The organism is Pseudomonas benzopyrenica (assembly GCF_036884265.1).
Classification (GTDB): domain Bacteria; phylum Pseudomonadota; class Gammaproteobacteria; order Pseudomonadales; family Pseudomonadaceae; genus Chryseomonas; species Chryseomonas benzopyrenica.
This window is the reverse complement of sequence record NZ_CP145723.1, coordinates 703,955-729,919: the sequence shown is the minus strand read 5'-3', so window position 1 is coordinate 729,919 and position 25,965 is coordinate 703,955. Positions and strand designations below refer to the sequence as shown.

Sequence of the window (25,965 nt, the reverse complement as noted above, 5' to 3'; positions counted from 1 at the left end):
CGGAGATTCCTTTAGCTTCGCTGCTCGGCCAGGCGCGCCACCAGGGCTTCGGCCAGGCCGCGGGGATCGGCGGTAAGGGTCGCGAGACCCGATTCGCGCAGGCTTTCCGGCATGCTCGGGGCGATGCAGGTGCTCGCCGACTGGGTCCAGAGCGTGCCACCGCGGCGCCGCACATAGGGCGCCGAGGCGGTACCATCGTTGCCCATGCCACTGAAGACGATGACCCCGCAACGGGTGCCGAAGTGCTGCGCCAGGTTGAGCATCATCTGGCTGATCGATGGCGTATAGGGCTCGGGCCAGGCACGCTCGACGATGTCCAGGGCGCTGTTGGCGCGGAAGGTGAGCTCCTGTTGGGTCGGCACCACCACCACCTCGCCGCAGCGCACCGGCTCACCCGGGCGCACGCCCTGGATGTGCCACTGGCTGTGGCGGCCCACCGCGCGCAGCAGGCTGGCGGCAAAGCCGTCGCCAATGTGCTGGGCATAGAGAAAGCCGACCGGCAGCCCGCCCGGCAGGGCATCGAGAAAGGCCTTCACCGCCGCTGGACCACCCAGGGACGCCGCCAGCAACCAGACTTCAGGTGCGGGGTCGCCCGCCGGCAACGGCAGATTGGCCAGGGGTTCGGGCAGGGTCAGGCGCGGGGGGCGCGGCTGGTCCTGCAGCAGGGTCTCCAGCGCCGGGCCGACCGCCGCCACCGGATCGCCGATCAGCCGCTTGAGCTTGCCGATCAGGCGCTTCTCCCACTGGGTGAAGGGATCGGTGAAGCGCTCGGGCGCCTGGCCTTCGCCGAACAGGATGGGCACCTCGGCCCCTTCCAGCAGCGCGTCGACCAGCGACGACTCTTCCGTCTGGCTCAAATCGATCAGCCACAGGTCGGTCGCGACCGTGGGCCAGGCCGCTTCGTCGAAACGCTCCGGATCGCTGTTGAGGACGACGTGATAGCCATTGTCGGCCAGCACCTGCTGCAGCACGTGGCGCTGCAGCGGACTGTCGGCCAGGATGGCGACGCGGGCATTGTGCATCTCAGTCATGATCCCTGACCAACCGATGGATGTGGGCCAGGAGTTCGCTCTCCTGGTAGGGCTTGCCCAGGTACTCGTTCACGCCCAGGCTCAGCGCCCGCTCGCGGTGCTTTTCCCCGGTCCGGGAGGTGATCATCACGATCGGCAGGTCCTTGAGGCGCGCGTCGTGGCGCACCAGGGTCGCCACCTCGAAGCCGTCCATGCGCGGCATCTCGATGTCCAGCAGCAGGATGTCCGGTTGCCGCTCCTGCAACTGGGCGATGGCGTCCACCCCGTCCTTGGCGGTGAAGACCTCCATGCCATGGCGTTCCAGCAGGCGACTGGTGACCTTGCGCACCGTGACCGAGTCGTCCACCACCATGACCAGCGCCGGCCGGGTGACTTCGGCCACCGTGGCCGAGCCCTGCGCCAGCCGTGCCAACTCGTCGCGGGTACCGCGCTGGCTGCGGATCATGGCCAGGAGATCGAGAATCACCACCACGCGCCCGTCCCCCAGCAGGGTGGCACCGGACAGGCCCGGTACCCCGGCGAATTGCGGACCGAGGCTCTTCACCACGATCTCCCGCGAACCGGCCACCGCATCCACCTGCACGGCCACCGCGTATTCGGCGGAGCGCACCAGCACCACCGGCAGCGGCAAGCTCTGGCCGCTCAGCTTGGGCTGCTGGCCGTTGCCGAGCAGGTGGCCCAGGTAGCGCAGATCATAGTGCTGGCCGCCGTATTCGAAGGTACTGGCGCCCGGGCGGTAATAGCGTTCGAGGTCGGCGGCGGTCACCCGCACGATACCCTCGATGGTGTTGAGCGGCACGGCATAGAGATCGTCGCCGGCATGCACCATGAGCGCGCGGTTCACCGACACGGTGAAGGGCAGGCGGATGGTGAAGCGCGTCCCCTCGCCCGCCACGCTGTGGATGTCCATGTTGCCGCCGAGCTGTTTCACCTCCTGGTGCACCACGTCCATGCCCACGCCACGTCCGGAAATCTGGGTGACGGTTGGCGCCGTGGAAAAGCCGGATTCGAGGATGAATTGCAGCAGTTCCTGATCGGTGAGCTGCGCGTCTTCCGCCATCAGGCCGCGCTCGATGGCCTTGCGGCGCACCGCGGCCAGATCGATGCCACGACCGTCGTCGGCCAGGGTCAGGATGATGTCGCCGCCCTCGCGGCGCAGATCCAGGCTGATCACGCCCTCGGCCGGCTTGCCGGCGCGCTGGCGCCCGGCGGCGTCCTCGACCCCGTGGTCGATGGCGTTGCGCAGCATGTGCTCCAGCGGCGGAATGATCCGCTCCAGCACCGTGCGGTCCAGCTCGCCCTCGGCGTTGCCGACCTGCAGCTCGACCGGCTTGTCCAGTTCGGCGCTGACCTGACGTACCACCCGGTGCAGCCGCGGCACCATGCGCTCGAAAGGCACCATGCGCGTCTGCATGAGGCTTTCCTGCAACTCGGTGTTAACCCGTGCCTGCTGCAGCAGCAGGGTCTCGGCATCGCGATTGCGCTGGCCCAGGGTGTTCTTCAGATCCAGGAGGTCGGAAGCCGATTCGAACAGCGCCCGGGACAGCTGCTGCAGCTGGGAATAGCGATCCAGCTCCAGGGGATCGAAATCCTCGTAGCCGGCGCGATCCACGTCTTCGTGGTGACGACTGATGATCTGCGCCTGGGTTTCGGTATCCAGCCGGCGCAGCTGATCGCGGACCCGCTCAATGGTGGCTTCCATCTCGCCGAGGGTGGTGCCGATGTCGCTGACCTGCTGTTCGACGCGACCGCGGAAGATCGAGGTCTCGCCGGCCAGGTTGACCAGCTGTTCCAGCAACGCGGCCGGCACCCGCACCAATTCCTGGGAAGAGCGCCGCTGCGCCGCCTGCTGGCGGACCTGCTGCAGGCGCTGCACGAAGGGCAGCGGCGCAATGGGCGCCGCGGGCGTCTCGGCCGCCACCATGAGCGGCGCCACGGCAACGCCTGCCACCGGCAATTCGGTCGGTGCGTGTTCCGCACCGGCTGCGCCGTCCACGCCTGGAGAGTCTGCAACGTCCGCATCCACGCCCGCCCCGGCCAGCGGCAGGTCGGCTTCGAAGGACTGCTGCTCAAGGTCGGCGGGCGCGTCCGACGCCTGGGGCGCGACCGTCTGGGGCGTGGCAGGCAACGACAACTGGGCCACGGCCAGTTGCAGCCCGTCGACTCCCTGGGTCGCCAGGTCGCGAACGCGGTCGCCTGCGCCCAGCCCTACGGCCTGCGAACGCAACTCGACCAGTTGCTGTTCCAGTCCATGGGCTTGCTCGCCCAGGCCATGAAGGCCAGCCAGGCGAGCACCGCCCTTGAGGGTATGCAGACAGCGCAGCAGCTCGTCCACTGCCACCTCGGGCGCGGCCGGCCAGCCGGCCAGGGCCTCGTCCATGCTGACCAGCAGGTCCTGGGCCTCCTCGATGAAGATTTCGAGGATTTCCGCGTCGGTGTCTGCGTCGAAGACCGGCGTGGCGGCGGGCACCGCGGTGGCGGTCACGCTCGCTGCCAGCGGCGCTCCGCGATAATCGCGCAGGGCCTCGATGAGCTCAGCGGCGGGGGCCGGGGCCTGCCCCTGGGCCAGGGCTTCGAGTTGTTCGTGCAGGCGGTCATGGCAACGCTGCAGCAGGCCGCCCAGTTCTGCGCCGGGCTTGATCCGTCCCCGCGCCAGGCCTTCGTAGAAGGCCTCCAGGGCATGGGCCAGATCGCCGATGGCATCCACCTCGGCCAGGCGTGCACCGCCCTTGAGGGTATGCAGGTCGCGCAGCAGGGATTCCAGCGCGAGACTATTGTGCGGCTCGGCTTCCCAGGCGCGCAGCGAGGTCGCCATGCTGTCGAGCAGGTCGCGACTCTCTTCGATGTAGATGGCCAGCAGCTCAGCGTCAGGACCTTCGTCCGCCTCCGGCACAGCGGCCATGGGCAGCGGTTCCGGGTGCTGGGACTCGGTCTCGGGCGCACTGTCCGCTACCGGGTCATCGATGTCGTTGGCGGCATCCACCTGGCCTGGAGCTGGCTCGGATTCACCTGCGGCCAGGTCATCGAGGTGACCGGTACGGATGCGCTGCAGGCGTTCGACCTGCTCGGCATGCTCGCTGACCGGCGTACCCGCCGCTAGCTCGTCCAACTGCGCCGCCAGGCAGCCATGGGCGTCTTGCAGAGGCTGGGCCAGTTCGCCACCACCGGCGAGGCGGCCGTCGAGCAGGCCTTCGTAGATGGCGTCCAGCTCCGTGGCCAGGCGCGCCACTGGCACCACCCCGGCGAGATGGGCACCGCCCTTGAGGGTATGCAGATCGCGCTGCAAGGTGCCGAGGTGGAAGCTCTGCTGGGGCTCCACCAGCCAACGTTTCAGTGCCCGGTCGGCGCTGTCCAGCAGATCCTGGGCCTCTTCGAGGAAGATCAGCTGCATCTCCGGATCGACGGTGGCGGTAGCCTCCGACTCGACCGCCGCGGCGTCCGGCGACTCGGTGTCCGCGGCCCGCGGCAGCGGCTCCTGCGACGCTTCCGGCAGCTCGCGGTCAGGCTCGGCTTCGGCTTCGGCTTCGGCTTCGGCTTCGGCTTCGGCTTCGGCTTCGGCTTCGGCTTCGGCTTCGGCTTCGGCTTCGGCTTCGGCGGGCAGTTCGACGTCGAGCGCCAGCTCGGGTGCCACCGGCGTGGCCGTTTCCGGATCGAAGAGGTCTTTGGGTTCGGGCTCGGCCAGCAGGGTGGTGGCCGCCATGGGCAGCCCGGCGAGAATGCCCGCCAGCAGGGCGCGCAGACCCTGGATCCGCTCCTCGTTGGGGGTGGCCCGCATGCCGCCCGCCAATTGATTGAGCATGCTGATCAGGGCTTCCTGGGCTTCCTCCGCCTCGCGGAAAAAGGCTTCATCGGCCGGCAGCGAACCGCTCGCCGCGGCGGCATAGACCACCTGCAGCGCCTCGGCCAGTTGCTCGACATCGGCCAGGCCGACCCGGGCCGCCCCGTCGGCAAAGGTGTTCAGTCGTTCGGCCAGTAGATCCGGGCAGGCCGCCAGGTCACCATCGGTGCGCCAGGCATTCAGGCGTTCGTCGGCTTCCAGCAGCAGCTCCATCGCCGGCATCAGGAAGTCGGTAAGGCGCAGGACGTCACGCTGCTCCGGCAGCGGTGCTGCGGGGATCGGCAGCTGGGGATTCAGCTCCTCCAGCAGTCTCTCGCAGTGCTCGATCACGGCCGCCGCGCCCGTCAGCGGGGTCGCCAGCGCCCCCTCATCGAGGGTAGCCAGCCGCTGCTCCAGCAACTCGGCCCCCTGGGCGAGCAGGGCGCACTCGGGTTCGGCGAAGGCGACATGGGCGAGCTTGTATTCCTTGGCCAGCCGCTCCAGCGCCGACGCCAGCTCGGCCATTGGCGAACTGCCCGCCATATGGGCACTGCCCTTGAGGGTGTGCAGGGCGCGCAGGAGATTGTCGGAGACCGGCTGGACGCTACCGGCGTCGGCCTGTTCGAGGAAGCGACGCACGGTTTCCAGGTGCGCCTGGGCCTCGGTACGGAAGATGTCCAGCAGCTGGGTATCGGCTTCGCCGGCGGCGAGTGCCGCTGCCGCGGGCTCGACGCTCTCCACCTCAGGCAGCGCCGCCGCCACGGAGGGAACTGCGTCGCTCGCCGAAGCCCGCTCGGGCAGGGCTTCGTTGCGCGCCAGCGCATGAGCGGCATGGGCCAGCCAGTCGACGTCATCGCGCTGCCGTTGGCGATCCTCGGCGTATTCCTCGACCAGCTCCGGCAGCAGGGCACAGGTCTGCTCGACCACCGTCTGCAGGGCAGGACTGTGAGCGACGCTATGGTCCAGCCGGCGATTGAACAGATTCTCCAGGGCCCAGGCCAGCTCGCCGATGACCAGCGCCTGGACCATGCGACCACTGCCCTTGAGGGTATGGAAATTGCGCCGCAATTCACTCAGCGCGGTACGCTGCTCGGGGTCTGCCTGCCAGGTCGGCAACCAGCGTTCCAGTTCCACCTGGACCTCGCCGGCCTCTTCGATAAAGACCTCGCGCAGCTCGTCCTCGACCGGTTCGGCATCGGCCGCCGGTGGCAGCAGCGCCTGCGGCACTTGCGCCGCCGGGGGATTGATGGGATTGACCGGCGCGGCCAGCACCTCGGCGACCGCATCGGCATCGGCGGTCGCCGGCGGCAGGCTGTCCAGCTCGATACCGGCAGGCAGCTCCTCGGCCTCTGCGCCCGCGGGCTCGGCCTCGCCATGCGCCGCGTCAGCCACCACATCGGCCGCTGCCTGCGCGTCCGCTTGGTGATCGGAGGTCAGAGGCTCGTCAGGTTCGGACTGGAAGTCGGCGTGGGATTCTGCTTCAGCGTCCGCAGGCTCCTCGATCGGCAGGGCGGTGAGTTCCAGCGTCTCTTCGAGCACCGGCTCCGCTTCCGGCGCCGGCTCTTCCGGGCGATCCAGAGGCAGCGTCTCGACCGCGCTGGAGACCAGGGGCGCCTCCGCCTCCGCACCTTCGCCGACCGCCTTGGGCGGATAGCCGAGGGCGATGAGACTCTCGTCGGCGATGTCGAGAATCATGTCGTGGGGCGTGGACGGATCTTCCGCCAGGCGCTCCAGGTAATACTCGACGCTGGTGATGGCGTCGGCCAGGGTATCCAGGCTCTGCCAGTCCGGCACCGCCTGCTTGCCCAGCAGTTGCTGGCAGATGTAGTCGTTGGCCGCCTGCACCTGGGCCGCGGCCCGCTCCAGCGGGATCATCGCCAGGCCGCCACGCACCTGGGTCAGCAGCAGAGGCACCGGCTCCAGGTGGACATGGTTCCACTGGGAGGCGATGAACTCGATGATGGCGTCCTTGGATTGCTCCAGGCCATTGCGCGCCTCGCGCACCACCACCCGGTGCAACTGATCGATGTCGGTGGTGGGCAGGCGGCTCTCTTCGGCATCGCCGACCTCGTTGCCGCTGACCATGCCGGCCAGGGTGGCTTCGACATAGAGCAGCGCCCCGGCGATGTCCATCAGGGCGGCATCGCTGGCGTCGTGCACGCCAGCGGCCAGGTCGGCGACGGCTTCGTACTGCTCCAGCACCACCTTGCGCGGCTGACCGAAGCCCAGCACCGCCAGGGTATCGGCGATCTGCTTGAGCGGTGCCAACAGGCCCCGCAGGCTGGCGGGCTGCTGGCGATCGCTGCGCACGAACAGGTCCAGGCTGTCCTTGATCTGCACCAGCTCTTCGCACAGCGCGGTCACCACCGAACGCATGGCCTCGCGATCCGGACCAACGATGCGCGAGCGCTCGAACCCCACCAGCTCGGCATCCGGCAGGGCTTCGTCGAGACGGTAGTGGGCCTTGAGCGCGGCGATGCGCGGACTCTGCACCGGCGCCTTGGCCAGATAGAACAGCAGATTCTTCAGCAGATCGGCCGGCGCCGGCTGGTTGAGGGTGGTCACGCCATCGCTGATGAGCCGCTTGAGTTCACGATCCAATTGTCGCAGCAGACCGCGGATCGAGCTGCTGTTGTCCAGCTCGCCGGCCTGCAGCAATTCGGTCAGTCCCGCCGCCACCGGCCAAAGGGCGCCAAAGGGCGAACCGGCGCAGAGCTGGTCCAGGCGCTCGAAGACCCGCAGCAGGTAATCCAGGTGCAGCTGGACATCGCGGTCGCGGAACAGCCCGACCTGGGCACCTTGCAGCGCCTGGCGCAGCTTGCGCAGCCGTGGCAGCCAATCCGGCGCGGCGCGGTCGGCCAGTTCGGCATCGCTCAGCGACAGCGGCGTGGCGGACAGATCCGGCGAGAACAGGCTGGTTTCCGAGAGCAGCTTTTCACCACGCGCCGAGCGCAGGTCGTTGAGCAGCGGCAGGATGGCCAGTGGCAGATCGCGGCGGGCTTCGAGGACCCGATCCAGATAGGGCGGCACCTGCAGGATGGCCTGCATCAGCACCTCCAGCGCCTCGTCCGAGCTGTTCACCCGCTCTTCGTGGAGGGCCTGCAGCAGCAGTTCCATTTCCTCGGCGAGCAGCGCGGCGCCATAGAACTCCACCATCTGCAGGGTGCCGTAGACCTGGTGCACATAGGTCCGACAGAAACCCAGGCGGCTACGGTCGTGCGGGTTGTCGACGAACGCCTCGAGCGCCTTGCGGGCCTGCTGCAAGGTTTCGGCGATCTCTCCCTTGACCCACTCGAGGGCTACGTAGTCGTGTCGATCGATCATCTCGGCTCCTGTCATGCCGGGTGGTCTGGCTGGCGGGTGAACGCCAGGACTTCGGGATGATCGACGGGTACCAGTTGCGGGTGGCTCCAATTGCTCACCTCACCGACACCCAGGACCAAGAGCCCACCCGGTGCAAGCCGCTGGACCAGCTGATTGAGCAGGTCTCGACGCAGCCAGCGGCGGAAATAAATCAGCAAGTTCTGACAAAAAATGACATTGAGCCCCTGCAAGGGGGCCTGGCCCAGTTCCAGCACATTGAGCCGGGCAAAGCACAGTCGCTCCGCCAAACCGGCGGCGACCTCGAAACTGCCGTCCGCCTGGGCACGGAAATAGCGCTCGCGCAGGCTGGCCGACACGCCGGCCAGCCGCTGCAGGCTGTAGCTACCCTGCCGCGCCTGGCGCAGGGCTTCGCTGCTGATGTCGGTGCCGGTCAGGGCGAACGTCAGGGGTCGCGCCTGCCGTGCCAGGACTTCGGCGGTACTGATGGCCATCGAAAACGCTTCCTCTCCACTGGCGCACCCCAGACTCCACAGGGTCAGCCCCTGGCCCTCGGTGGTCCGGGCGAATTCACTCACATAGGCTTCCAGCAGCGCAAAGGAAGGGGGATGGCGAAAGAAGCGGGTGGCCTGGATGGTCAGCCGATCGAGCAGTCGGACCCATTCGATGCGCCCGCTGATGCCCGCGCAGACGACCTGGTAGTAGCTGTCGTAGTCCGCGATCGCCAGTTCGCGCATGCGCGCGGCCAACTGGATCTGCAGAAAGCTGCGCTGGCGATCGTCCAGCACCATGCCGGCGCGGGTTTCCAGCAGCTGTCGCCAACGCTCGAAGTCCGCATCCGGCAGCTCGGGAGCACGGCGCAACGCCCAACTCGACTCCCCCACCCCGTCTCCCCCTCGCCACACCACGATGTGGCCGCTGCATTCAGCCCAGCGGCTGCTCGTTCGGCAGATTGAAGCCCGACACCGAACGCCGCATCTCGCTGGCCAGCTTGGCCAGCTCGCCGATGCTACGCGCGGTGGCGGTGGTACCGGCCGAGGTCTGCGAGGTGATCTCCTGAATCACGTTCATGGTGCTGGAGATGTGGCTGGCGGACGAGGACTGCTGACGCGCGGCGTTGGAGATGTTCTGGATCAGTCCGGCCAGGCTCTGGGAAACCTTCTCGATCTCTTCCAGCGCCACACCGGCGTCTTGGGCCAGGGCGGCCCCGCGCACCACTTCCGAGGTGGTCTGTTCCATGGAGATGACCGCCTCGTTGGTGTCGGTCTGGATCGCCTTGACCAGGGCCTCGATCTGCTTGGTGGCGCCGGAGGAGCGCTCGGCGAGGCGCTGGACCTCGTCGGCGACCACGGCGAAGCCGCGACCGGCGTCACCGGCCATGGAGGCCTGGATGGCGGCGTTCAGGGCCAGGATGTTGGTCTGGTCGGCGATGTCGTTGATCAGGCCGACGATGTCACCGATCTCCTGGGACGATTCGCCCAGGCGCTTGATTCGCTTGGCGGTGTCCTGGATCTGCTCGCGGATGCTGTCCATGCCGATGATGGTGTTGTGCACCACCTGGTTGCCCTTGTTGGCGATGGCCACGGAGCGCTCCGCCACCGCGGTGGACTCCGAGGCGTTGGTGGATACCTGGTCGATGGACACGGCCATCTCGTTGATCGCCGCGGAGGCCCCGGCGATTTCCTGGGCCTGGTGCTCCGAGGCCTCGGCCAGCACCGTCGCGGTGTCCTGGGATTCCTGGGCGGCGGCGGCCACCTGCACGGCGGTCTGGTTGATGGTCTCCACCAGTTCGCGCAACTGGTCGATGGAGTAGTTGATGGAGTCGGCGATGGCGCCGGTGAAGTCCTCAGTCACCGTGGCCTGCACCGTCAGGTCACCATCGGCCAGGTCGGCGATCTCGTCCAGCAGACGCAGAATGGCGGTCTGGTTGCGCTGGTTCTTCTCGTCGGTCTCGGCCAGGCGGCGGCGGGTATCGCGCACCAGGATGTAGCCGATGCACAGGATGGCGCCGAGGGCGATGAACACCAGCAGATAGCTGCCCACGGTGTTGATCTTGCGGCTCTGGGCCAGCGAAGCGTAACCGGCGCTCAGCTCCGAGGCGGAACCGAGCAGTGCCTGGGAGCCCTGGTAGATCAGGCCCACGGCGGAGCGGATCTGCAGCAGTTCGGGCGAGGTGGCGAGAATCTCGTCGACGTTGCCGGAGACGAATTCGAACAGCTTGTTGGCTTCGTTGAGTCGGCTGACCGCCTCGGGGTCGGTGATCTTGGCGATGCCCATGGAGGCATTGCCTTCGCGCATGGCCTTGAGTACCCGGCCGAACAGGCTGGCGTCGCGACCAAAGCTGTCGGCAGCCTGGACGGCGGCTTCGTCGCCGGTAAGGATCTTGTTGATGGCGCCGAGGATCCGCTCGGCCAGCAGTGCCTGACGCTGGGCCACCACCACCTGGCCGGCGGGCGCGCCGCGCTCGATCAGGATGTCGACGACCTCTTCGTTCTCGACCTGCAACTGGGGAATGGTGTCGGCCAGGGCGCCGGACAGCTGGTGCAGGGACAGTACGGTCTGCTCGCTGCCGAGCATGGTGTCGACCTGCTTGCGCTGGGTCTCCCACTGGGATTGCAGGGTATCCAGACGCGGGCCGAGGATCGCCGGCGAGGGCGGCAGACCGGTCTGCGGATCGCCGCTGCGCAGGATGGTCAGGCGCCGCTCGAATTCGGCGCGCGCCTGGCGCAGGTCCTTGAAGGCCTCGGCCTTGCCAGTGGCGGCCTCACTGGCACTCTTGGCCAGCTGCTGCGAGAGAATCCGCAGCTCGGTGGCCTGACCCTGATACTGGTTGTCGTAGTTGGTCTGAGTGCCCAGGTACGCGAAGTTGGCGAACAGCAGCACGATCGCGACGATCAGCACCACGAACATGCCCGCGACCCACGCGTTGATTTTCCCGGTATTGAGTTTGTTCATCAGCGGCCCCCGCCTGGACCTTGGTTCCTTTAGTTCTATCCTTGTCGGACGCCGGATCGGTTCGCTTGAAGCCGATGCTCGTCGCCCTACCCCCACCCGTCGGCGACGGCTCCTGCCATCCCGACCCCGATCCGCCTCGCAGCGCCCGGACGCCTGGCGACCTAGGCCGCGACGTCCATGAATTCGGGATGCTCGACCAAGGCGCGTGGGCTGCAGACCAGCCAGGGCACGTCGCGTTGGAAGACACCTTCCAGAAAGAAGTGCAGGCCCGACGGCACGTTGTCGGCGTGCTCGCGATAGGCCTCGATGTCGAAATGCTGCATACCCAGGACTTCGTCAACCGCCAATCCGACGAAGAGGTCGCCATGGTCGACGATCAGGATGCGCCGCTGTTTGCGCAGGGCCTGGATCTTCACGCCGAGGAATTGCCCCAGGTCGGCGATCGGCAGCAGGCGACCGCGTACGTTGGCCACGCCCTTGAGCCAGGGTTTGACGCCGGGCAGCGCGGTGAAGCGCGGCTCCGGCAGGATCTCGCTGACCTCGCCCATGGGAATCACGAAGCGCAATTCACCGAGACGAAAGCCGATACCGCTCCAGCTGCGCTGGTTTTCCTGTTGCGCCGGCAGACCGGCCGCCCGCTCGCGGCAGCGCAGATCGATCAGGCGCAAGAGTTCATAGGGCGTGGTGGCGTCGCTCATAGGATTCCCTGCCCTGTAGGGCGCTGCCGCGAGAAACGGACGTCGGACGTTAGCCTTGCAGGACACCCGCCAGGGTGCGCAGCAGGGTGTCTTCGTCGATGGGCTTGGTGAGGTAGTCCTTGGCGCCCTGGCGCTTGCCCCAGACCTTGTCGGTTTCCTGGTCCTTGGTGGTGACGATGACCACCGGAATGTGGCTGGTCTCGGCATCCTTGGTCAGCTGCCGGGTGGCCTGGAAACCGTTGAGGCCGGGCATGACGATGTCCATCAGGACCGCATCCGGCTTCTCCTGACGGGCCAGGGCGACGCCATCGGCACCGTTCTCGGCCTTGAGCACCTGATGCCCATGCTTTTCCAGCATGGCGGTGAGCTTGTACATCTCGGTGGGAGAGTCGTCGACGATCAGAATTCGAGCCATGAAAATTTCCTACTAGATAGAATCGCCCGCCTCAGGACACTCAGGACGCTTGTTCGAGCGGAGTGAAACTGGGGACGTGGGTCTTGATCGCACCGATCAGCTCTTCTTTGCTGAAGGGTTTGGTGAGGTACTGGTCAGAGCCGACGATGCGGCCCTTGGCCTTGTCGAAGAGGCCATCACGCGAAGACAGCATGATGACGGGCGTCGCGCGGAAGGCGCTGTTGTTCTTGATCAGCGCGCAGGTCTGATAGCCATCCAGTCGCGGCATCATGATGTCCACGAAGATGATGTGGGGATGACTATCGGCGATCTTGGCGAGCGCATCGAATCCATCGATGGCGGTGATGACCTCGCAGCCAACTTTCTTGAGCAGGGTCTCGGCGGTCCGACGAATCGTCTTCGAGTCGTCGATCACCATGACCTTCAGCCCTTCCGAATACTGTTCCATGTTCAAGCTACCAGCTCATCGTCGATGAAACGTGAATGATGTCGATCCGGGCACTTTGGCGGCGCCTCTTTGTAGCACACAATACCGTGACGTACCACGCAGATCCCCTGGTGGCGGACCACCGGCCCGCCCACCACGACGATCGCGCAAGCATTGGCACTGAAGGGGATCGAAGGGCTATTCTGACGCCTTGCCCACGTAGAACCGAGGTCTAGCGTCAATGAGTATCCGCCTGGGGATCGTCATGGATCCCATCGAACGCATCTCCTATAAGAAGGATAGCTCCATGGCCATGCTGTGGGCGGCCAAGGCGCGCGACTGGACCCTGCACTATTTCGAGATGCAGGACCTGTACCAGGTCGATGGCGAGGCCCGCGGCCGTGGCCGGCAGCTGGACGTGTTCCAGGATCCGGAGCGCTGGTTCGCCTTTGGCGAAGACGTCGACCTGCCCCTGCGCGAACTGGACGTGATCCTGATGCGCAAGGACCCGCCCTTCGACAACGAATTCGTCTATGCCACCTACCTGCTGGAGCAGGCCGAGCGTGGCGGCACCCTGGTGGTCAACCGCCCGGCCAGCCTGCGCGACTGCAACGAGAAGTTCTTCGCCACCCTGTTTCCCGAGCTGGCGCCGCCGACCCTGGTCAGTCGTCGCGCCGACATCATCCGCGAATTCGCCCGCAGCCACGGTGACGTCATCCTCAAGCCGCTGGACGGCATGGGCGGCAGCTCGGTGTTCCGGCATCGGGAAGGCGATCCCAACCTCTCGGTGATCCTGGAGACCCTCACCGCCCACGGTACCCAGCAGATCATCGCCCAGCGCTACCTGCCGGGCATCAAGGATGGCGACAAGCGTATCCTGATGATCGACGGCGAACCCGTGGACTACTGCCTGGCGCGCATTCCGGCCCAGGGCGAGACCCGTGGCAACCTGGCCGCCGGTGGCCGCGGCGTCGCCCAGCCGCTGTCGGCGCGGGATCGCGAGATCGCCGCGACGGTGGGCCCGGAATTGCGCAAGCGCGGCCTGCTCTTCGTCGGCTTGGACGTGATCGGCGAGCACCTCACCGAGATCAATGTCACCAGCCCGACCTGCATCCGCGAGATCGATGCGGCCTACGACACCCGCATCGCCGAGCGCCTCATGGATGTGATCGCGCAGAAGCGCGCGCGCTGAGGCGAGGGTCCATGCCGCCCCCAGCGGCATGGACAAGCGCGGACACAATCCGCAGACTGGCGCCAGCCCTGCCGCGCGTCCTCTGCCCTTGCCGACCCAGTCAATGCCCAGCACCGCCTCCTCCCCCGCCGCCCAGGTCCGTCCCGCCGACCGCCTGGGCTTCACGCTGCTCATCGCGACCCTGCTGCACGTCGTGCTGATCCTCGGCGTCGGTTTCTCGCTGCCCGAGCCCAGCCAGATCAGTCGCACCCTGGAGGTGACGCTGGCCAGCTTCAAGAGCGACGAGGCGCCCAAGCAGGCTGATTTCCTCGCCCAGGAAAACCAGCAGGGCAGTGGCACCCTGGACAAGGCGGCAGCGCCGAGCACCCCGGTGCAGGCGCCGTTCCACGACAGCGAGATCCGCCAGGCCGCGCCTCCGGCTCGCCCGCCGGCGGCGGATCGCGCCCAGGCGCCCAAGGCGGCGGTGACCACCCGCGCCCCGCGGCCGACCAAGGCCGAGCCCAGTCGCGAGACGCCCGAACGGGAACAGCGTGACGCTCCGAGCCCCGAATCAGACAGCCAGGCCGCCGAACTCGCCAGCCTGGAAGCCCAGCTCGCCGAGGAGCGCCAGCAATACGCCAAGCGGCCAAAGATCTGGCGGATCAACGCTGCCTCGACGCAAAAGGACAAGGGCGCCCGCTACAAGGAAGAATGGCGGCGCAAGATCGAGCGCATCGGCAATCTCAACTATCCCGAGCAGGCCAAGCGTGACCGCCTCTACGGCAGCCTGCGCCTGCTGGTGGCCATCAACAAGGACGGCTCGCTCTACGAGGTCCAGGTGCTGGAATCCTCGGGCCGCCCGGTGCTGGACCAGGCGGCGCTGCGCATCGTCCGGTTGGCGGCGCCCTTCGCTCCCTTCAGCGGCGATCTGGGCGACATCGACCGGCTGGAGATCATCCGCACCTGGCGCTTCGAGCGTGGCGACCGCCTGTCCAGTCAATAGCCCTGGACGCCGTTGGACTTGAAGCCGGACCGCGCAACCGGGAAACTTGCCGGTCATGAAGCCGACCTCCAGCACCACCCTACAGCACCAGCTCCTGATCGCCATGCCACAGATGGACGATCCCCATTTCGCCGAGACGGTGATCTACCTCGTCGACCACGGCCCGGATGGCGCCATGGGCCTGGTGATCAACCGACCCAACGGCCTGCACCTGGATGACCTGCTCGAACAGCTGCGGCCCGAGGTCCCGGCCACCCTGGAAGACACCCAGGTCGTGCTCTATGCCGGTGGCCCGGTGCAGACCGATCGTGGCTTCGTCCTGCATGACGCCGGCCCGGTATTCCAGAACACCCTGGAACTGGACGAACTCAGCCTCACGACCTCGCCGGACGTGCTGTTCGCCCTCTCCGACGGTACCGGCCCGAGCCGCCACCTGATCACCCTGGGCTACAGCGGCTGGGGTCCCGGCCAGCTGGAAGAGGAATTGGCGGCCAATCTCTGGCTCACCACCCCGGCCACCAGCGCCCTGCTGTTCGAGACGCCCAGCGAGCAGCGCCTCGGCGCGGCCGCCGCCCTGCTGGGGGTCGACCTGCGCCTGCTCTCGCGCCAGGCGGGCCACGCATGAGCGCACCCAGCGGCCTCTACCTGGGCTTCGACTACGGCACCCGGCAGATCGGCGTCGCCGTCGGCCAGGCCGTGACCGGCCAGGCCCGTGAACTGCTCACCCTCAAGGCGCAGAACGGCGTGCCCGACTGGCAGCAGATCCAGCGCCTGCTGGACGAGTGGCGCCCCACCGCCCTGGTGGTCGGCCTGCCGCTGAACATGGACGGCACCCACAGCGAGATGAGCGAGCGCGCCGAACGCTTCGCCCGCCGCCTGCAGGGTCGCTACGGCTTGCCCGTGCATACCCATGACGAACGCCTCACCACCTATGCCGCCAAGGGCGAGCGCCTGCAGGGCGGTCAGCGCGACGGCTATCGCGAACGCCCGGTGGACGCCCTTGCCGCCGCCCTCCTCCTGGAAGGCTGGCTGACCCAACAACTGGAACGGGCCGCGCGCCCGCAATCGGAGTAGCCATGCACCTGCCCTCTCCCGCCGAGCTCCTGCCGCGGCTGGCCGCCGACCTGCGCCTGTCGTTGGATCGCCGTGGCATCACCGATCCCGGCTTCGTCGGCATCCATACCGGTGGCCTTTGGGTCGCCAAGGCCCTGCTGGCCGAACTCGGCCTGGACACCCCGCTGGGCAGTCTGGACGTCTCTTTCTACCGCGACGACTTCACCCAGAAGGGCCTGCACCCCCAGGTGCGTCCCTCGGCCCTGCCGTTCGAGATCGACGGCCGCCATCTGGTGCTGGTGGACGACGTGCTCATGAGCGGCCGCACCGTGCGCGCGGCGCTCAACGAACTCTTCGACTATGGTCGTCCCGCCAGTGTGACCCTGGTCTGCCTGCTGGACGTCAATGCCCGCGAATTGCCGATCCAGCCCGACGTGGTGGGCGCCACCCTGAGCCTGGCCCCCACCCAGCGCGTCAAGCTGACCGGCCCCACGCCGCTCGCCCTCGAATACCGCGACGCCCCCGCCGCCTGACCTGGATCCGCTGCCATGACCGACGCTACGCGCTCGCTGCAACTCAACGCCCAGGGCCAATTGCGCCACTTCCTGTCGCTCGACGACCTGCCCGCCGAACTTCTCACCGAATTGCTCGATACCGCCGACTCCTTTCTGGAAGTCGGCGCCCGGGCGGTGAAGAAGGTGCCGCTGCTGCGCGGCAAGACCGTGTGCAACGTCTTCTTCGAGAATTCGACCCGCACCCGCACCACCTTCGAACTGGCGGCCAAGCGGCTGTCGGCGGACGTCATCACCCTCAACGTCTCCACCTCTTCCACCAGCAAGGGCGAGACGCTGTTCGACACCCTGCGCAACCTGGAGGCCATGGCCGCCGACATGTTCGTGGTGCGCCACGCCGACTCCGGCGCCGCCCATTTCATCGCCGAGCACGTCTGCCCCGATGTAGCCATCATCAACGGCGGCGACGGCCGCCATGCCCACCCCACCCAGGGCATGCTCGACATGCTGACCATCCGCCGCCACAAGGGCGACTTCGCCAACCTCTCGGTAGCCATCGTCGGCGACATCCTGCATTCGCGGGTCGCCCGCTCCGACATGCTGGCGCTGCGTACCCTGGGCTGCCGCGACATCCGCGTGGTCGCGCCGCGCACCCTGCTGCCGGTCGGCCTTGAAGAACTCTATGGCGTGCGCACCTTTACCGACCTGGCCGAGGGCTTGGACGGCGTGGACGTGGTGATCATGCTGCGCCTGCAACGCGAACGCATGCAGGGTGGCCTCTTGCCCAGCGAAGGCGAGTACTACCGGCTGTTCGGCCTGACCCGCCAGCGCCTGGCCCGCGCCAAGCCCGACGCCATCGTCATGCACCCGGGACCGATCAACCGCGGCGTGGAGATCGAATCGGCGGTCGCCGACGGCGAGCAGTCGGTCATCCTCAACCAGGTCACCTACGGCATCGCGGTCCGCATGGCGGTGCTGTCGATGACCATGAGCGGGCAGACCGCCCAGCGTCAGCTACAGGAGAATGCGCAGTGAGCCTGAGCATCCGCAATGCCCGGGTGATCGACCCGGCCACCGGCCTCGACCAGGTCAGCGACGTCCATGTCGACCAGGGTCGCATCCTGGCCCTGGGCGAAGCGCCCCAGGGCTTCCAGGCCGACGAGCAGCTGGACGCCAGCGGCCTGATCCTAGCGCCTGGTCTGGTCGACCTGGATGTCGCCCTGTGCGAACCGGGCCTGACCCGCAAGGGCAATGTCGACAGCGAGACCCGCGCCGCCGCGGCCGGGGGCGTCACCAGCCTGTGCTGCCCGCCCACCACCCGCCCGGTGCTGGACACCACCGCGGTGGCCGAACTCATCCTCGACCGGGCGCGCACCGCCGATCACGCCCGCGTCCATCCCATCGGCGCCCTGACCAAGGGCCTGGGCGGCGAGCAGCTGGCCGAACTGATGGCCTTGCGCGACGCCGGTTGCGTGGCTTTCACCAACGGCCTGCAGCCCTTCGAGAATCTGCGGGTGCAGCGGCGAGCGCTGGAATATGCCGCCACCTTCGACCTCACCGTAGTCTTTACCGCCCTCGACGCCGATCTGGCCCATGGCGGCCTCGCCCATGAAGGCCCCACCGCCAGCTTCCTGGGTCTCACCGGCATCCCGGAGACCGCGGAGACCATCGCCCTGTCTCGCGACCTGCTGCTGGTGGAACAGAGCGGCGTGCGTGCCCATTTCGGCCAGCTGACCAGCGCCCGCGCGGTGGAGATGATCGCCGCCGCCCAGGCCCGCGGCCTGCCGGTGACCGCCGATGTGGCGCTCTACCAGCTGCTGCTCACCGACGAGGCCTTGCAGGGCTTTTCCAGTCTCTATCACGTCAAGCCGCCGCTGCGCACCGCGCGGGACCGCGACGCCCTGAGAGCCGGGGTACGTGATGGGGTGATCGGCGCCATATCCAGCCATCACCAGCCCCACGAGGCGGACGCCAAGCTGGCGCCCTTCGCCGCCACCGAGCCGGGCATCAGCAGTGTCGAATTGCTGCTGCCGCTGGCCCTGACCCTGGTGGAAGACGGCCTGCTGGATCTGCCGACCCTGCTGGCACGCCTGACCAGCGGTCCGGCCCAGGCGCTGCGCCTCGCGGCGGGCCGCCTGGCCAAGGGCCTGCCGGCGGACCTGGTGCTGTTCGCCCAGCAGCCGACCGCCCAGGCCGCCACGCCCTGGCTGTCGCGTGGCCGCAACTGCCCCTTCCAAGGCCTCACCCTGCCCGGCCGCATCGAACGCACCCTGGTAGGGGGACGCGCGACCTACCAGCGCGGCGCCTGAATAGAGGCGCCTGGATAGAAAAGGGGCTCCGCGGAGCCCCTTTTCTCTGTCTCTTAACTGGATTAGCGCACCAGCCGCCGGCGATTCTCTTCGGAGATCTGCGAGTTGAGCGTCCAGAAGTCGTAGAGCACGCCCAGCAGGAAGAAACCCGCGGTAAAGAAATAGAGGATGGCGGTGATCCACTTGCCCAGATAGAGGCGATGGACGCCAAAGATGCCGAGAAAGGTCAGCAGGATCCAGCCCAGACTGTAGTTGATCGAACCGGACTGGAAACGCAGATCCGCCTCGCGATCCATGGCCGGGATCAGGAACAGATCGATCAGCCAGCCGATGCCCAGCAGACCCAGGGTGCAGAACCAGAGGGTGCCGGTGACCGGTTTGCCATAGTAGAAGCGATGAGCGCCGAGAAAACCGAAGATCCACAGCAGATAGCCCATGACCTTGCTGTGGGTGTCCTGATACTGCATGCCTACGACCTCGCGACTGAAGGAAAAGACCCACCTTACCGACACCCTTACATTCACCATGACTTTATGTCGAAAACTGGATGAATGCCCAGGGAGTCTCACTGGTTGGCGCTCTAGGGACCCCACTTTCCGCTAAAAATTACATAATTTCTTGATGAGAGGTGCACAAAATATCCACAGGGTTGGTATAGAATCCCTCGCTTCGATCTTCAGACACCCCTACGACAATGCGTTTATTTCTTCTGACATGGCTCTCCGCCTGTCTTGTGCTGCCCGCGGCAGTACAAGCGAAAGAGAACTCTGCAGCGCGCACTGCCGCTCCGGTCCACAAGGTCGCAGCCCGGCATGTCACCGCCGCTTCAGCTCCCAAGACCGCCGCCCGGCACGCCTCCGCTGCTCCCGCGCCCAAGGCCGCCGCTCGCCGCGTCGCGAAGGTGGACCCTACCCAGGCAGCCTCCGCCGCCCGCGCCAAGCACGCCGCCCGCGCCACCAGCGCCCTGCACCGTAAGCAGGCCACCGCCCAGGCTGCCACCCGCAACGTCGGCGCCCAGGTCGCGACCCGCGCCATGGACCTGGTCGGTACGCCCTATCGCTACGGCGGGACCAATCCGCAGAACGGCCTGGATTGCAGCGGCCTGGTGAACTACGTCTATCGCGACGTACACAACGTCAAGCTGCCGCGTACCTCCCGTGAGCTGTCCCAGCTCAAGGGCCCCAAGGTCGCCCGTGGCGATCTCAAGGCCGGTGACCTGGTGTTCTTCAAGACCGGTCAGCGCAGCGGCATCGATCACGTCGCCATCTATCTGGGCAACGACCGTTTCGTCCATGCCCCGCGTAGCGGCGAAAGCGTTCGCGTCGATCACCTGAGCAAGCCCTACTGGACCAAGAGGTTCGCCTCGGCCAAGCGCGTACTGCAACAGCCCACCACCCTGGCGGCGGAAACCACGTCCGTCGCGGACAAGCCGCGTACCAAGCGTACCCGCAAGTCCTGATCCCTCCCCCTCGCTTCGCCGGGCACTACCGCCCGGCGGAGTGTCGCTCCACTCGGCGCCGCCCGGCGCAAAGCCATTGAACGACGCTCCGCTTCCTGGATACTGTATGCAATCACAGTCCAGGAGATCTCGATGGAGCTCGCCGACAAGCTGATCATTCTCGCCGATGCCGCCAAGTACGACGTATCCTGCGCCAGCAGCGGTGCGCCCAAACGCAGCTCGAAGGGCAAGGACGGCCTGGGCTCGACCGATGGCATGGGCATCTGCCACAGCTTCACCCCGGATGGGCGCTGCGTGGCGCTGCTCAAGGTGCTGCTGACCAATTTCTGCCAGTACGACTGCCAGTACTGCGTCAATCGCCGCAGCAGCAATGTGCCGCGGGCGCGCTTCACGCCCGAGGAAGTGGTGCAGCTGACCCTCGACTTCTACCGGCGCAACGTCATCAGCGGGCTGTTTCTCAGCTCCGGCATCATCCGCTCCTCCAACTACACCATGGAGCAGATGACCCGGGTGGCCCAGCTGCTGCGCGAACAGCACCAGTTCCGCGGCTATATCCACCTCAAGACCATTCCCGACGCCGATCCCGAGATCATCGCCCAGGCCGGTCTCTATGCCGATCGCCTGTCGGTGAACATCGAACTGCCCACCGAGAGCAGCCTGATCAAGCTGGCGCCGGAAAAGAACGGCAGCAGCATCCGCAAGACCATGGGCAACATTCGCCTGGGTCTGGAGGAAGCCGAGGCCGAAGCCAAGGCGCCGCGTTTCGCGCCAGCTGGCCAGAGCACCCAGATGATCGTGGGCGCCGATGCCACTGACGACCGCACCATCCTCGATACCGCCCAGACCCTGTATGGCGCCTATCGCCTCAAGCGCGTCTACTATTCGGCCTTCAGCCCCATCCCGGAAAGCCCGGGTACGGTGCCGCTGCAACCGCCGCCCCTGCTGCGCGAGCACCGGCTGTACCAGGCCGACTTCCTCATGCGCGGCTATGGCTTCCAGGCGGAGGAGTTGCCTACCGAAGACGGCCAGCTGCCGCTGGACGTGGACCCCAAGTTGGCCTGGGCGCTGCACAACCGGGCCATCTTCCCGCTGGATCTTAATCGCGCCGACCAGGCGCTGATCGCCCGGGTGCCCGGCATCGGCGTGCTCTCGGCCAAGCGGCTGGTGGAGCTCAGGCGCGAGCGGCGCATCCGCTACGCTGATCTGATCCGCCTGAAATGCAGCGTCGAGAAGGCACGGCCCTTCATCATCACCCAGGACTACCGACCGCAGCCGCGCCTGGCGGAATCCCTCGACCTGCGCCGGCAACTCGCCGAACCGCCCGCCCAGCTCGCCCTGCTCTAGATGCAGAGAGTCGACTTCGACGGCACCTTCGCCGGCTGGCGCAAGGAGGCGCGCCGGTTGCTCCAGGCGGGTATCGCCCCGGCCCAGGTGAGCTGGCAGGAAAGTCGCGGCCTGGGCGATCTGTTCGACGAACCGGCCGAGGCCACGGCGCCGCCGCCCAGTGGCGCCATACGCATCCCGCCGCAACTGGCCGAAGCCCTGACCTATGCCGCCTGCTTTCGCAGCGACGATCGCTGGGCGCTGCTCTACCAGGTGCTCTGGCGGGTCGCCCGGGGCGAGCGTGCGGCGATGCTGGCCGGTGACGAAGACGGCAGCGAATTGCAGCGCCGGGTCAAGGCGATTCGCCGCGAGATCCACCATGTGCATGCCTTCCTGCGCTTTCGACCGCGTGCGGAGAGCGCGGGGCCGCCGGCCTGGGTGGCCTGGCACCAGCCGGCCCACGACGTCCTGGCCCTGGCGGCGCCGCATTTCTGCGACCGCATGGGCAACAGCAGCTGGCTGATCGCGACCCCCGAGGCCGCCGCGCTATGGGATGGCCAGGCGCTGCAACTGGTGGAGCCCTGCCCCGCCGAGCTGCAGCAACTGGCGCGGCAGACGCCGGAAGACGATGACCGCAACGCCGGCGACGAACTCTGGCGCGCCTACTACCGCAGCACCTTCAATCCGGCGCGGGCCAATCCGCGCACCTTGCGCGGCAACATGCCGGCGCGCTTCTGGAAGGATCTACCGGAAGGGCCGCTGATCCCGGCGCTGCTCAGCGAGGCACGGGCCGGCGCCCAGCGCCTGGCCCAGGCCGAAGCCGTGGGCCGCCAGGGCGGTCGCGAGGTGCTGATCGCCGCCGAGCGCGCCCAGCCGGAACGCCCGCTGCCCACCACCCTCGACGAGTGCCGCCGCTGCGAGTTGTGGGAAAAGGCTACCCAGCCGGTGGCCGGCGAAGGCCCGCGCACCGCCCGCATCCTGCTCTTGGGCGAGCAGCCCGGCGATCAGGAAGACCTGGCGGGTCGCCCCTTCGTCGGCCCGGCCGGGCAGGTGCTGATGGCGGCGCTGGCCGAGGCCGGCCTCGCGCGCAGCGAGGTGTTCCTGACCAATGCGGTCAAGCACTTCAAATGGATTCCCCAGGGCAGGCGGCGCAAGCACGTCACCCCGGGACCGGAGATCGCGCCCTGCCGCTACTGGCTAGAGCAGGAACTGCGCGACATCCAGCCGACCGTGGTGGTGGCCCTGGGCTCGACCGCCCTGGAAGCCTTGCTCAAACGCAAGCCACGGGGCCTGGCGCAATTCATGGGCCGACCACTGCGGCTGGACGAGCGCTGGATCATTGCCACCTATCACCCCTCTTACATCCTGCGCACCCCGGACGCCGAGCAGCAGGAGCAGGCACGCCAGGCGCTGGTCGCCGCTCTGCGCGAGGCCAGGACCCTGGCCGCCGAGAACGAAGACGAAGGCTAGCGGAAGCGCTTGGGCGGATCGTCGCCCATGTCCACCGAGAGGTTGCGGGTGAGCTGATTGAGGTGATCGGCGTCCGTTTCCGACCCCAGCTTGATCATCAGCCGCAGGTCGTTGGCGGAATCGGCGTGGGCCAAGGCCGCTTCGTAGCTGATCTCGCCGTCGCGATAGAGACCATAGAGCGACTGGTCGAAGGTCTGCATGCCCAGTTCGCCGGACTTCTTCATCAGCGCCTTGAGTTCGTGCACCTCGCCCTTGCGGATCAGGTCGGCGGCCAGCGGGGTGTTGAGCAGCACCTCGATCACGGCACGACGGCCCTGGCCATCGGTGGTGGGCACCAGTTGCTGGGCGACGATGCCCTTGAGATTGAGCGACAGGTCCATCCAGGTCTGGCTGTGCCGATCGGCCGGGAAGAAATGGATGATGCGATCCAGCGCCTGGTTGGCGTTGTTGGCGTGCAGGGTGGCCAGGCACAGGTGACCGGTCTCGGCGAAGGCCAGGGCGTGCTCCATGGTGTCCCGGCTGCGGATCTCGCCGATCATGATGACGTCCGGCGCCTGGCGCAGGGTGTTCTTCAGGGCCACCTCGAAGGATTCGGTGTCGATGCCCACCTCGCGCTGGGTGACGATGCACCCCTGGTGCTGGTGGATGTATTCGATGGGGTCCTCGATGGAAATGATGTGTCCCGCCGAGTTCCTGTTGCGATGGCCGATCATGGCCGCCAGCGAGGTGGACTTGCCGGTGCCGGTGGCGCCGACGAAGATCACCAGCCCGCGCTTGGTCATGGCCAGCTTCTTGATGATCTCCGGCAGGCGCAGCTGCTCGACCGTGGGAATGTTGACCTCGATGCGGCGCAGCACCATGCCCACCAGGTTGCGCTGGTAGAAGGCGCTGACCCGGAAGCGACCGATGCCGCGGGCGCTGATGGCGAAGTTGCACTCGCGCTTCTGCTGGAATTCCTGCCGCTGCTCGTCGTTCATCACCCCCAGCACGATGGCTCGGCACTGATCCGGCGTGAGCGAATCCTTGGTGACCGGCGTCATGCGCCCGTTGATCTTCATCGAGGGAGGCACGCCGGTGGTGATGAAGAGGTCGGACGCCCCCTTGTCCACCATCAGTTGCAGGAACCTGTCGAAATCCATCAGAAGTTCTCCGGCGTCTTGGCCTTCTCGCGGGCCGCGTCGCAGCTGATCAGCCCCTTGGCCAGGAGCGCCTTGAGGCACATGTCCAGGGTCTGCATGCCCAGGCCGCCACCGGTCTGGATTGAGGAATACATCTGCGCCACCTTGTCCTCGCGGATCAGGTTACGGATGGCCGGGGTACCGATCATGATCTCGTGGGCCGCCACCCGGCCGCCGCCGACCTTCTTGAGCAGGGTCTGGGAGACCACCGCCTGCAGGGATTCGGACAGCATGGAACGCACCATGGACTTCTCTTCCGCCGGAAAGACGTCCACCACCCGATCGATGGTCTTGGCCGCCGAGGTGGTGTGCAGGGTGCCGAACACCAGGTGCCCGGTCTCGGCCGCGGTCAGCGCCAGGCGGATGGTCTCCAGGTCGCGCAGCTCGCCGACCAGGATGATGTCCGGGTCCTCGCGCAGCGCCGAGCGCAGGGCCTCGGAGAAGCCCAGGGTGTCGCGGTGCACCTCGCGCTGGTTGACCAGGCACTTCTTGGATTCGTGGACGAATTCGATGGGGTCCTCGATGGTGAGGATGTGGTGGTACTTGGTGTTGTTGAGGTAGTCGAGCATGGCCGCGAGGGTGGTGGACTTGCCCGAACCGGTCGGCCCGGTCACCAGCACCAGGCCGCGCGGAACGTCGGTGATCTTCTTGAACACCTCGCCCATGCCCAGCTCTTCCATGCTCAGCACCTTGGAAGGGATGGTCCGGAACACCGCGCCGGCGCCGCGATTCTGGTTGAAGGCGTTGACCCGGAAGCGCGCCACGCCCGGCACCTCGAAGGAGAAGTCGGTCTCCAGGAATTCCTCGAAGTCCTTGCGCTGCTTGTCGTTCATGATGTCGTAGATCAGCGCGTGCACCTGCTTGTGCTCGAAGGCCGGCAGGTTGATGCGGCGCACGTCGCCGTCGACGCGGATCATCGGCGGCAGGCCGGCGGACAGGTGCAGGTCGGAGGCGCCTTGCCGCGCGGAAAAGGCCAGCAATTCGGTGATATCCATGGGACTCCCAGATGTCGAGCAAGCAGGTAGAATGCCGCGCAGCACTGGCGGTCTGACTTGGTCACCGCCACTCACTCATCCGGTACGCCGAGGCCTGCCGGATGCGCCGACGCAAGCAGGGGCTGAATGTCCACGATAGCCGAGAATAGCGCAACCGTACTCGAACGCATCGCCGCCGCCAGCCGGACGGCAGGCCGCGATCCCGCGACTGTCGGCCTCCTGGCGGTGAGCAAGACCAAGCCCGCCGCCGCCTTGCGCGAGGCCGCCGCCGCCGGCTTGCGCGACTTTGGCGAGAACTACCTGCAGGAGGCGCTGGACAAGCAGCCGGCGCTGGCCGACCTGCCACTGGTGTGGCATTTCATCGGTCCCATCCAGTCCAACAAGACCCGCGCCATCGCCAGCCACTTCGACTGGGTGCATTCGGTGGATCGCCTGAAGATCGCCCAGCGCCTGGCCGAACAGCGCCCGCCCGAGCGTGGGCCGCTGAACATCTGCCTGCAGGTCAACGTCAGCGGCGAAGCCAGCAAGTCCGGCTGCCACCCCGACGAACTCCCAGCGTTGGCCACCGCGGTGAGCCAGTTGCCCAACCTGCGTTTGCGTGGCCTGATGGCCATTCCCGAAGCCACCGACGACCCGGCCAGCCAGCGCGCCGCCTTTGCCCGGCTGCGCACCTTGAGCGAGACGCTGAACCTGAACCTGGACACCCTGTCCATGGGCATGAGCCAGGATCTGGAAGCCGCCATCGCCGAGGGCGCCACCTGGGTCCGCGTCGGTACCGCCCTCTTCGGCGCCCGCGACTACGGCGTCGCCTCTTCAACCTAGGAAGTC

At 67.2% G+C, this 25,965-nt stretch carries 21 protein-coding genes; 11 read left to right on the top strand and 10 right to left on the bottom strand.

Annotation, left to right across the window (positions count from 1 at the left end):
- Positions 1 to 11: 11 nt before the first annotated feature.
- The 7 genes from V6W80_RS03425 to pilG form a co-directional block, all read right to left on the bottom strand.
- Positions 12 to 1,031, bottom strand: coding sequence for a chemotaxis protein CheB (locus tag V6W80_RS03425; RefSeq protein WP_068382885.1), 1,020 nt, complete (start codon positions 1,029 to 1,031; stop codon positions 12 to 14).
- Positions 1,024 to 8,172, bottom strand: a complete 7,149-nt coding sequence (locus V6W80_RS03420) for a hybrid sensor histidine kinase/response regulator (RefSeq protein ID WP_338545843.1) — start codon at positions 8,170 to 8,172, stop codon at positions 1,024 to 1,026. The genes V6W80_RS03425 and V6W80_RS03420 overlap by 8 nt, the downstream gene beginning before the upstream one ends.
- A gap of 11 nt (positions 8,173 to 8,183) precedes the next feature.
- The gene (locus V6W80_RS03415) at positions 8,184 to 9,032 is read right to left on the bottom strand and encodes a CheR family methyltransferase (protein ID WP_082731539.1); all 849 of its coding nucleotides are present in this window, start codon (positions 9,030 to 9,032) and stop codon (positions 8,184 to 8,186) included.
- Positions 9,033 to 9,093: 61 nt separating this feature from the next.
- Positions 9,094 to 11,124, bottom strand: a complete 2,031-nt coding sequence (locus tag V6W80_RS03410; protein WP_017640974.1) for a methyl-accepting chemotaxis protein — start codon at positions 11,122 to 11,124, stop codon at positions 9,094 to 9,096.
- Positions 11,125 to 11,285: 161 nt separating this feature from the next.
- The gene (locus V6W80_RS03405; RefSeq protein ID WP_017640975.1) at positions 11,286 to 11,822 is read right to left on the bottom strand and encodes a chemotaxis protein CheW; all 537 of its coding nucleotides are present in this window, start codon (positions 11,820 to 11,822) and stop codon (positions 11,286 to 11,288) included.
- 49 nt (positions 11,823 to 11,871) lie between these two features.
- Positions 11,872 to 12,237, bottom strand: a complete 366-nt coding sequence (gene pilH / locus V6W80_RS03400; protein WP_007161680.1) for a twitching motility response regulator PilH — start codon at positions 12,235 to 12,237, stop codon at positions 11,872 to 11,874.
- 40 nt (positions 12,238 to 12,277) lie between these two features.
- Positions 12,278 to 12,685: a twitching motility response regulator PilG gene (gene pilG / locus V6W80_RS03395; RefSeq protein WP_007161679.1), complete on the bottom strand. Its 408-nt coding sequence runs from the start codon at positions 12,683 to 12,685 to the stop codon at positions 12,278 to 12,280.
- Between the two features lie 220 nt (positions 12,686 to 12,905).
- Between pilG and gshB the strand changes: the two genes are divergently transcribed.
- From gshB to V6W80_RS03360, 7 genes are all read left to right on the top strand, one after another.
- Complete coding sequence (gene gshB, locus V6W80_RS03390) at positions 12,906 to 13,856, top strand: glutathione synthase (RefSeq protein WP_338545842.1); 951 nt, start codon at positions 12,906 to 12,908, stop codon at positions 13,854 to 13,856.
- Positions 13,857 to 13,959: 103 nt separating this feature from the next.
- Complete coding sequence (locus V6W80_RS03385; protein ID WP_338545841.1) at positions 13,960 to 14,838, top strand: TonB family protein; 879 nt, start codon at positions 13,960 to 13,962, stop codon at positions 14,836 to 14,838.
- 55 nt (positions 14,839 to 14,893) lie between these two features.
- Complete coding sequence (locus tag V6W80_RS03380; protein ID WP_231356925.1) at positions 14,894 to 15,463, top strand: YqgE/AlgH family protein; 570 nt, start codon at positions 14,894 to 14,896, stop codon at positions 15,461 to 15,463.
- Entirely contained in the window at positions 15,460 to 15,912 is a 453-nt protein-coding gene (gene ruvX / locus V6W80_RS03375) for a Holliday junction resolvase RuvX (protein WP_338545840.1), read from the top strand. Before V6W80_RS03380 ends, ruvX begins: the two co-directional genes overlap by 4 nt.
- Positions 15,913 to 15,914: 2 nt before the next feature.
- Positions 15,915 to 16,424, top strand: coding sequence for a bifunctional pyr operon transcriptional regulator/uracil phosphoribosyltransferase PyrR (gene pyrR / locus V6W80_RS03370; RefSeq protein WP_338545839.1), 510 nt, complete (start codon positions 15,915 to 15,917; stop codon positions 16,422 to 16,424).
- A 15-nt stretch (positions 16,425 to 16,439) separates the two neighbouring features.
- Complete coding sequence (locus tag V6W80_RS03365) at positions 16,440 to 17,438, top strand: aspartate carbamoyltransferase catalytic subunit (protein WP_017640980.1); 999 nt, start codon at positions 16,440 to 16,442, stop codon at positions 17,436 to 17,438.
- Entirely contained in the window at positions 17,435 to 18,712 is a 1,278-nt protein-coding gene (locus V6W80_RS03360) for a dihydroorotase (RefSeq protein WP_184292040.1), read from the top strand. Before V6W80_RS03365 ends, V6W80_RS03360 begins: the two co-directional genes overlap by 4 nt.
- A 62-nt stretch (positions 18,713 to 18,774) precedes the next feature.
- On the opposite strand, the gene V6W80_RS03355 is transcribed toward V6W80_RS03360, so the two are convergent.
- Positions 18,775 to 19,179: an NINE protein gene (locus V6W80_RS03355; RefSeq protein WP_017640982.1), complete on the bottom strand. Its 405-nt coding sequence runs from the start codon at positions 19,177 to 19,179 to the stop codon at positions 18,775 to 18,777.
- Between the two features lie 434 nt (positions 19,180 to 19,613).
- Here V6W80_RS03355 and V6W80_RS03350 point away from each other — a divergent pair, with 434 nt between their 5' ends.
- The 3 genes from V6W80_RS03350 to V6W80_RS03340 all read left to right on the top strand — a co-directional run bounded on the left by V6W80_RS03350 (position 19,614) and on the right by V6W80_RS03340 (position 22,964).
- Complete coding sequence (locus V6W80_RS03350) at positions 19,614 to 20,171, top strand: C40 family peptidase (protein WP_017640983.1); 558 nt, start codon at positions 19,614 to 19,616, stop codon at positions 20,169 to 20,171.
- A 132-nt stretch (positions 20,172 to 20,303) separates the two neighbouring features.
- Entirely contained in the window at positions 20,304 to 21,515 is a 1,212-nt protein-coding gene (locus V6W80_RS03345; RefSeq protein ID WP_017640984.1) for a putative DNA modification/repair radical SAM protein, read from the top strand.
- The gene (locus tag V6W80_RS03340) at positions 21,516 to 22,964 is read left to right on the top strand and encodes a UdgX family uracil-DNA binding protein (protein ID WP_064309242.1); all 1,449 of its coding nucleotides are present in this window, start codon (positions 21,516 to 21,518) and stop codon (positions 22,962 to 22,964) included.
- Here V6W80_RS03340 and V6W80_RS03335 read toward each other — a convergent pair.
- Complete coding sequence (locus tag V6W80_RS03335; protein WP_017640986.1) at positions 22,961 to 24,103, bottom strand: PilT/PilU family type 4a pilus ATPase; 1,143 nt, start codon at positions 24,101 to 24,103, stop codon at positions 22,961 to 22,963. The two genes, V6W80_RS03340 and V6W80_RS03335, sit on opposite strands and share 4 nt — an antisense overlap.
- Positions 24,103 to 25,137, bottom strand: coding sequence for a type IV pilus twitching motility protein PilT (locus tag V6W80_RS03330; protein WP_338545838.1), 1,035 nt, complete (start codon positions 25,135 to 25,137; stop codon positions 24,103 to 24,105). The genes V6W80_RS03335 and V6W80_RS03330 overlap by 1 nt, the downstream gene beginning before the upstream one ends.
- A gap of 126 nt (positions 25,138 to 25,263) precedes the next feature.
- Between V6W80_RS03330 and V6W80_RS03325 the strand changes: the two genes are divergently transcribed.
- Positions 25,264 to 25,959 (top strand): YggS family pyridoxal phosphate-dependent enzyme, encoded by a 696-nt coding sequence (locus tag V6W80_RS03325; protein ID WP_338545837.1) that lies wholly within the window; start codon positions 25,264 to 25,266, stop codon positions 25,957 to 25,959.
- The last annotated feature ends 6 nt before the right edge of the window (positions 25,960 to 25,965 follow it).